Origin of the sequence: Fulvimarina thalattae, assembly GCF_040239565.1 — a bacterium.
In the GTDB taxonomy this organism is placed as follows: domain Bacteria; phylum Pseudomonadota; class Alphaproteobacteria; order Rhizobiales; family Rhizobiaceae; genus Fulvimarina.
Genome location: NZ_JBEHWS010000041.1, coordinates 1 through 6,610, shown reverse-complemented (window position 1 = coordinate 6,610; position 6,610 = coordinate 1). Strand labels below are relative to the sequence as shown.

Below are 6,610 nucleotides of genomic sequence, written 5' to 3'. Positions count from 1 at the left end.
TCTGTTCTCTTTCGAGAGATGAAAGATGGACGTAGGATGGCAACGCAACACTCCAATTGGTCTGGACAACCGAGCCGATCATACATCGGCTCTGGGGTGTTGCACTTCGCGCTGGAAATCAGGTATGGCGCTACCCACTGTCAGATAACAAGCTTTTCGCTTCTGACGGGCTTCTGTGAGGATTTTTTAGAGCTGGTTCGCCAGTTCGCGAGATTCCCTGACCAGTTCGGCGACCTGAGAACGAAACGCCATCGCCTCGATTGTCCGCTCGCCATGGCGCCAGGCACCGTTGCGAGACCCCGTAGGAGCGCCACCACGCGCGCCGTGCATTCGGCATACAGTCCAGTTTGAAACCGCCGGAGAGCCGCACGCCAAGCCCGTGCGCTTACTTCGTGCCGTGCATCGAGGAGCCCGTTGCATGGGGTTGCCGGCTTCTTTCGTCACCGACCCCGCCCCCCTGTCTCGACTGTACCGACAACCGTCTGCCCGCCGGCCTCGACGGTGACATGCTCGACGATGACGCGTTGCTGTCCGCCGGTTCGATGCCGTTTCAGAGCCTCCACCTGGGCGATGTAGGTTCGTGCGAGCTGGTTCAGGGACCGTGACGCGCTGTCCTGTTGGGGGATCGTCTCGCAATGGGCGAGCCTTCTTGCGAGCGCCACCGTCGCATTGTGGATGCCTGCCATCTGCACCGCGAGCATCGCCTCGATTTCGTCCTTAGGCTTGATGCCGGCAACGAGAGAGCCAGCGAACGCCAAGGCTTCGTCGTCAAGCTTCTGGCCTTTCGACGTGATGTTGATGAGCTGGTTCGCCATCCCGACCAAGAAAGCCTCGTTCTTGGAGGCGAACAGTTCCTCTAGACCGGAAAGGTGGGCTGCAATCTTCCCATCTTTATCGACCTCCATTGACGCGGCCGGTTTCGGCTTTCGAGTGACTTGGCTCATGCGGCAGAACTCAAAACGGTTTTGAGGCGGGCGACGGCATGCCGGCTGAAGCCGTCATGGCCACGGATCGCGTTCGCCCAGGTCGGCTGGGACAGACCGGCCCGGCTTGCGGCCTCTTTTTGTGACCACCCGAGTTTCCTGCGGCGGTCCTCGATTTCGCGGGCGACGGCTTCAGGAAGCCGGCCGGATCGGTAGTTCGTGAGCGTGATGATCGGCTGCGCTTCCATTCCGAAAAAGGCGAGCTGTCCATCCGGTTCGATAATCGGAGCCGGTAACGTGACGATTGCCGGTTTAGTCGGCAGTAGGATCGAGGGCGCCGGAATTGCGAAAGTCTTGCGATCGGCATTTGTCCGTTGCCATGGCTCCACCACGCCGGCCGTTATGGCATCTCTACGAAGGGCGGGCGAAAGGCGAATACGATCTCCACCACCTTCCAAGCGATGCGAACCCTTACGCCGAGTGCTCATCGGCAGGTTGCAGGATACCATTGCCTGCTGGGTTCCTTCTTTGGAGAGGTAGCTGATGGTCTTCTTCAGGCCGTTTGCACCGCGGACTGGTTGGATTGCCCCGGCGCCCTGCATGTACGGCGCAAACGATCGGTGAAGGCGATCTGCAATCTTTTTCGTGCCGAAAAACAAGATGTTCGCATGCAAACTGCATTCCGTCTCGAAGGCGACGATCCAGTACGGGGGTAAGTCGGCCCGGCCTTGCTCTAGGACAATGCGCGACGTGAAGCGGCTCGCTTCCTTCCTGGCCACATCTGAGCTGCAGTCCAAGAGTTCATCCCCGAGCACCGCATACCAAATTTGAAAGCCTGATCGCCGCATGAAGTGAGCACCGTTCTGGAGCCTCCTGATCTCGTCTTGGTGCAGGCCGTACCCGACTGTTGTCCGTTGCTGTCTCTTTAACACTATAAGAAGCGCCTTCTGCCGACAGATTGACCGTACCTTTCTCAAAGCCTTGCTGCGCAGGGGCTAGAGCCTGATCTCGGTCAGTTTTTCGCTCCACATTTTGTTATGAAAGTCTGCTCGGATCGGGCACCAAAAGCCGCTCGATCGAGGTGCGAGAGATGAGGCGCCTACGGCGGACTTTCGGCGCGTGTAATTGTCCGTCTGCGATAAGACGGGCGATTGTTCGTTCCGAAACCTTGAGGCAGCGGGCCGCCTCAGGAATTGTGAGAACGGAACATGTTGTGTCTGGCTCTATCATCAGGCGCAATATACAGCACCGGACCAGCGACACCAAATCCTGAGCCGTCTGCATCCGACCTGCTACTCGATCTTGTAACCCGCCTTGCGCTTTTCTCGGTCATTCCAGAGCCAAACGGGAGGAATGGCCGTGGAGAATATATATCTGTATTCGATGCCGCCCGCGCTTTTGAACCCTCCCCCTTTCGAAGCTTCAGCCATGCGGTCCATTCGGGCGAGATGATCTTCACCACGTTCGTATCGTTCCGCGTCCATCTGAGACGCCGTTCCTCGACACTCAGGACGCCGGCATTCTCAGCCGCGCGCAAGGCGTTCTGAACTGTGGTTCGTCCAACACCCGCGAGTGCTGCGATAGCGGCAATGGGAAGCTCGCATCGGCCGCGCTTTTTCACCTCGGCAGCGATTACGGCGAGAACCGCCGTTTGCCCTTGTGTGAAGAGGCAAGCGACTTGGGGCGGCATCATCCCGGCAGCCACCCAGCGCCGCCGTCTTGCCAGTGATTCCGCCGATCGTGGTCGCGATCCTACGGCGGATCCCTTTGAAACTTTCGGTTCTTGGCCGATCGCCGCCGATCGCCGCCGCGCCTCTGCGAACGAGATCAGCCCAGCCGCCTGGTCTTTCCATATGGCCGATCTGGCTTCGAACTCTGGCGCTACAGCTGTTTGAAGTCCTGCGAATGTCATTCACCCGATTCCCCGCAAGGCCCGGATCGCAAGGGTCGGCGCATCGCACCCGTTTGCGTTCCCGCTTGCCTTTTTGCGCAAGCAGGTTCGTTCACCCGATTATGGGCGTTGACGAGGCGGTTCGAAATTGCGAGGATCAGACAACCACGAATGATCTCGGCTTCGGCCGCTGCGATGAGCCCGGTATCCTTGATGCCGGGTTTTGTCGTTTCTGCGCATTGAATCGCGCATTGCTGGTCATCATGCCCGCGACAATCGCGTGACGCAAGGATCGCCAAGTCAGGCTCGCACAACCGTCTGGTGTTCGGATGGTAGCCGGTCGATTACCGGCCATTGTCACCACGTGGTGATAATCGCAATCGCACCGCCTGGTTTATCACACCCGGTAACCGGGCGGATGGACGGATGGTTACCTCCTGAATGTCAGACACTTGGCAGACTTATGCGCAAGCCGCGAAAATTCTTGGACTGACTATCGAGGGCGTCCGCCAACGCGCCCGGCGGGAAATGTGGCGCAAGCAGCTCGGGAACGACGGTAAGGCCCGGATCATTATTCCGGCTGACACCACCGCCCCACCACCCGATGACACAGGCGATAACCAGCAGGTCGATAAACTCGCGCCTAAGCGGCTACCAGCTGGACCAACGGCCGGTGAAGTTGCCGCCCTTCAGGCCCGGATAACGGATCTTCAGGATGAGCTTTCTCGATCCCGGCAAGACGCCGATCGTGAACGGGATGAGCGCCGGCAAGAACGAGATCGTGCCGATCGTCTTTCTGCGGATTTGGCAGATATGGCTAGACGGATGGCTGAAACGGTCACTTCGAAAGATCAGACCGCTGATCGCATATCTGCCTTAGAGGGCGAGCTTACTGAACTACGCAGCCGGCCATGGTGGCGTCGGCTCGTTGGATAAAGCAGAATTGTCAAATGTGTTTCAGAATCATTTGTGACGATGCCTTTTACTCGCTGATCAATCGGCTGACGAATGCGACAGTCGGCGCAGGCATGATCAATCACCCGCTGAGGCGTGCCTCGAACGTTCATTGGCAGGTGTTCGACGTCAATAAGGTGGCCCGCGCCGAGGCCAAGGGCCAGAAGCCGACTGTGCTCTGGTTCACGGGGCTGTCCGGTTCGGGCAAGTCGACGATCGCCAATCTTCTGGAAAAACGGCTGCATTCGCGCAGCAAGCACACCTACACGTTGGACGGCGACAATGTCCGGCACGGGCTCAATCGCGATCTCGGCTTCACCGAGGAAGACCGCGTGGAGAACATCCGTCGGGTCGGCGAAGTTGCGCGGCTCATGGCAGATGCCGGCCTGATCGTCTTGTGCTCCTTCATCTCTCCGTTCCGTGCTGAGCGCGAAATGGTTCGAGATATGATGGCTGATGGCGAATTCGTTATCATCTGGGTCGACACGCCCTTTGCCATATGTGCCAAGCGCGATCCCAAAGGCCTCTACAAGAAGGCGCTGAACGGGGAAATCAAGAATTTCACCGGTGTCGATTCGCCCTATGAGGCCCCGGATGATCCCGATCTGCATTTGAAGACCGCCCAACGCACGCCCGAAGACATCGTCGACGAGATCGAGGCATGGCTCTCGCAGCGTGGCCATATCTGATGGTCGCGGTGCCAGAAGCGTTCATGGGCTTCGTTCATCTCGCATGCGCTATGATATGTCTGAAATGAATGCAGACGCGACCTAGCCGATAATTTTTCCCCGAGTTTCTTTTGCAATAAAGGAATTCCAAAGACTGGAAAGGATTGACGATCAGGTATCAACCTTAATATTATTAAAAAATCAAATCGGGACTTTCTTGAAAAATAATGAGTAATGCAGATGAATTTTTTCAAAAAAAAATATAAAAGCAGAACATCTAAGGATGATGGTCACATAATAATTACCGGAACGGGCCGTTCTGGAACAACTCTTCTTGTTCAGTATTTCACTTATTTAGGATTTGATACAGGTTACTCTCTTCGGCAGGTTTCTACCGATGTCGATCCGATCTCGCATGCGGGCCTAGAGCGTCCACTGATCGATGAGGGGAACCCTTATGTGATCAAATCGCCCTGGTTTGCCGAGACCCTCTCTGAAGCCCTTGCAAATAACAGGATTCGAATTCACGCTGCGATCCTCCCTATGCGTGACCTCTTTCAAGCTGCCGAGAGCCGCCGGCACATAACGCGGAGCGGTACTGATGCGGGTGGCCTATGGCTAACGGACAAGCCCGAGGAACAAGAGGCGATCCTCGCCGGACAGTTCTACAAGGCGCTGTACCCGCTCATAGAGCACGGAATCCAAGTATACCTAATACATTTCCCGCGCTTCGTGAGCGAGCCTGACACGTTGTACGACTCCATGAAAAGATTGCACGCCGAGCATGGCGTCAGTCGAGAAGAATCTCAGCGTGCGTTGATTAAAGTCGCGCGTCTCGATCGCATCCATTCATTTACACCTTCTATCGAATGAGACCGCTTATAATATCTTAGTCTGGGATACGCTCATAAACTCGCGTCATCGAAGTGCGCATGCTCTAAAAAGATTCATGCTATTTTTTGGCGATAAAGCCCCTAGATGCTCTAAAACGGTCGGATATGACGCGTTTTGCGGATCCCCCTCTTGGATGTCACGGGCTAACGGTTTCACATGCCTTCTTGCATGCTTCGTAAGCTCGCTTAGCGGCTTCTTTGCATGCTCGCCGCCGACTTCTGATAGGTATAAGTCCACAAGGCCTTTTCACCAGATTATAGGCGTCCTTACATGCACCTTTGCATGTATTCTCCGCAAAAAATTCAAACTCTGGCTCTGATTCATCGTCATTGTCATGTGTTAATATCGGAATATCATCTCTAGGAGAAAAATAATCTCCTTTTTTTATTAAACCAGAGTCAATAATATTTTTAGTTATTTCTTCTTTTTCTTCTTCATTGAGATCATTCCAAATAGAAGCATTTATTTCTATTTCAGCCATGACGTTTGCGCGCTCCCATTTCGTATGTCGATGAGATTATATAACGCAAGGGAATTCGATAGGCAAAAATGCGCGTTGTAACAGTTTAATCGCATTCTGCTTCAGACGGTGCTCGGCTCGAAATCTGCGATTTGATGCACTTGAACGAAGACCCAACGTCAACGTCCGCATTATGTTCGAGCTCGGCTTCTCATACGTCTTGCAATCCGGCTTACGGTCATGGCGGATACTCCGAACCTGGAGGCGATATGGCGAGCGCTCGCCCCTGCGGAAATCTCGCCTTCGATGCGCGCAACCTTGTCATCGGAAAGACGCTTGCGAGAGCCCGTTGGCTTTCGAGCCGCCGCCTCCTGACGCAGTAAGGCAACCTCTCCATTTAGATAAGCAATCGTGGCTGACTGGCTTTTGATGACATCTGATAGCCCGTCGTTTGCGTCAGCAAGATGCAGAGCCCATTCTTTCCAAGCGGCCTTACCGCTACCAGGTCCAGACCATGGTGGCATTTTGAAAGGGCTGGTCTCTACGATCTCGGCAGGATCGGACTTCATCACGTCCACATCTGTAACAATAGACACTGTTACATATTCTGGCGGGATGCGATCCCGTCAACCTGAATGGCCCGCCATGCCACAGAGAAGGTCACAGGCGCGAATATACCCTATGGTGGATTCCAGCATGAAGTGCAACGTGATCATGAGAAGCGGATTTGGACGTCTTTGCCAAGTTCTTTGAGCATGGCCTGGAGAGGCGTGACGAAGCCGAGGCATTTTCTCGGTGTCGTATTGATCGAGACGAGGAC

The 6,610-nt window shown here is 55.1% G+C and carries 6 protein-coding genes and 1 pseudogene; 3 read left to right on the top strand and 4 right to left on the bottom strand.

What is annotated here, in order from left to right:
* Nucleotides 1-440 precede the first annotated feature (440 nt).
* The 3 genes from ABRA89_RS20010 to ABRA89_RS20000 form a co-directional block, all read right to left on the bottom strand.
* Complete coding sequence (locus ABRA89_RS20010; protein WP_349943269.1) at nucleotides 441-905, bottom strand: hypothetical protein; 465 nt, start codon at nucleotides 903-905, stop codon at nucleotides 441-443.
* 35 nt (nucleotides 906-940) lie between these two features.
* Entirely contained in the window at nucleotides 941-1,771 is an 831-nt protein-coding gene (locus tag ABRA89_RS20005) for a helix-turn-helix domain-containing protein (RefSeq protein WP_349943268.1), read from the bottom strand.
* Between the two features lie 187 nt (nucleotides 1,772-1,958).
* Nucleotides 1,959-2,153, bottom strand: coding sequence for a helix-turn-helix domain-containing protein (locus tag ABRA89_RS20000; RefSeq protein ID WP_349943270.1), 195 nt, complete (start codon nucleotides 2,151-2,153; stop codon nucleotides 1,959-1,961).
* A gap of 1,376 nt (nucleotides 2,154-3,529) precedes the next feature.
* Between ABRA89_RS20000 and ABRA89_RS19995 the strand changes: the two genes are divergently transcribed.
* The 3 genes and pseudogenes from ABRA89_RS19995 (at nucleotide 3,530) to ABRA89_RS19985 (ending at nucleotide 5,309) form a co-directional block, all read left to right on the top strand.
* Nucleotides 3,530-3,694, top strand: a complete 165-nt coding sequence (locus ABRA89_RS19995) for a hypothetical protein (RefSeq protein WP_349943267.1) — start codon at nucleotides 3,530-3,532, stop codon at nucleotides 3,692-3,694.
* A 103-nt stretch (nucleotides 3,695-3,797) separates the two neighbouring features.
* Nucleotides 3,798-4,457 (top strand): annotated as a pseudogene (cysC, locus tag ABRA89_RS19990) (adenylyl-sulfate kinase); the annotation flags it as partial.
* A 219-nt stretch (nucleotides 4,458-4,676) separates the two neighbouring features.
* Nucleotides 4,677-5,309: a hypothetical protein gene (locus ABRA89_RS19985; protein WP_349943266.1), complete on the top strand. Its 633-nt coding sequence runs from the start codon at nucleotides 4,677-4,679 to the stop codon at nucleotides 5,307-5,309.
* Between the two features lie 157 nt (nucleotides 5,310-5,466).
* On the opposite strand, the gene ABRA89_RS19980 is transcribed toward ABRA89_RS19985, so the two are convergent.
* The gene (locus ABRA89_RS19980) at nucleotides 5,467-5,811 is read right to left on the bottom strand and encodes a hypothetical protein (RefSeq protein ID WP_349943265.1); all 345 of its coding nucleotides are present in this window, start codon (nucleotides 5,809-5,811) and stop codon (nucleotides 5,467-5,469) included.
* Nucleotides 5,812-6,610 lie beyond the last annotated feature (799 nt).